Origin of the sequence: Actinomyces oricola (genome assembly GCF_004104015.1) — a bacterium.
Lineage (GTDB): Bacteria > Actinomycetota > Actinomycetes > Actinomycetales > Actinomycetaceae > Actinomyces > Actinomyces oricola.
In genome coordinates this window covers 1-616 of sequence record NZ_RYFV01000076.1, presented here as the reverse complement: position 1 = coordinate 616, position 616 = coordinate 1, and the positions used below count along the sequence as shown (strand labels likewise).

General features: G+C 65.1%; 1 protein-coding gene. It reads left to right on the top strand.

Going from position 1 to position 616, the window contains the following annotated elements:
- A partial coding sequence (locus EUC46_RS12455; protein ID WP_128774468.1) for an IS630 family transposase occupies positions 1-616 on the top strand: 616 nt, incomplete at both ends.

The window sequence follows — 616 nt, the reverse complement described above, 5'->3', positions numbered from 1 at the left end:
TCTCCACCGATCCCCAGCTGGAGGCCAAGGTCGTCGACGTCGTCGGCCTGTACCTGGATCCGCCCGCCAACGCCGTGGTGCTGTGCGTGGACGAGAAGTCCCAGATCCAGGCACTGGATCGCAGCGCGCCCGTGCTGCCGATGCAGCCCCACCTGATCGAGCGCCGGTCCCCGGACTACGTGCGCAACGGCACCACCACCTTGTTCGCGGCCCTCAACACCGCGACCGGGAAGATCACCGCCCGCTGCCAGAGCCGCCACCGTCACCAGGAGTTCCTCGTCTTCCTGCGCCAGGTCGCTCGCGCCTACCCCGACGTCGAGCTGCATCTGGTGATGGACAACTACGCTGCCCACAAGCACGCTGAGGTCAGCAAGTGGCTGGAGGCGAACCCGCGGATCAGCGTGCACTTCACTCCCACCCACGCCTCCTGGATGAACATGGTCGAGATCTTCTTCGGGATCGTCCAGCGCCAAGCCATCCGACGCGGCACCTTCCGCTCCGTGCGCGAGCTGACCACCACCATCCGACGCTTCATCGACACCTACAACAAGACCTGCAAACCCTTCTCCTGGACCAAGCCCGCCGACCAGATACTCAAGAAAGCCAAGCGCCCAAC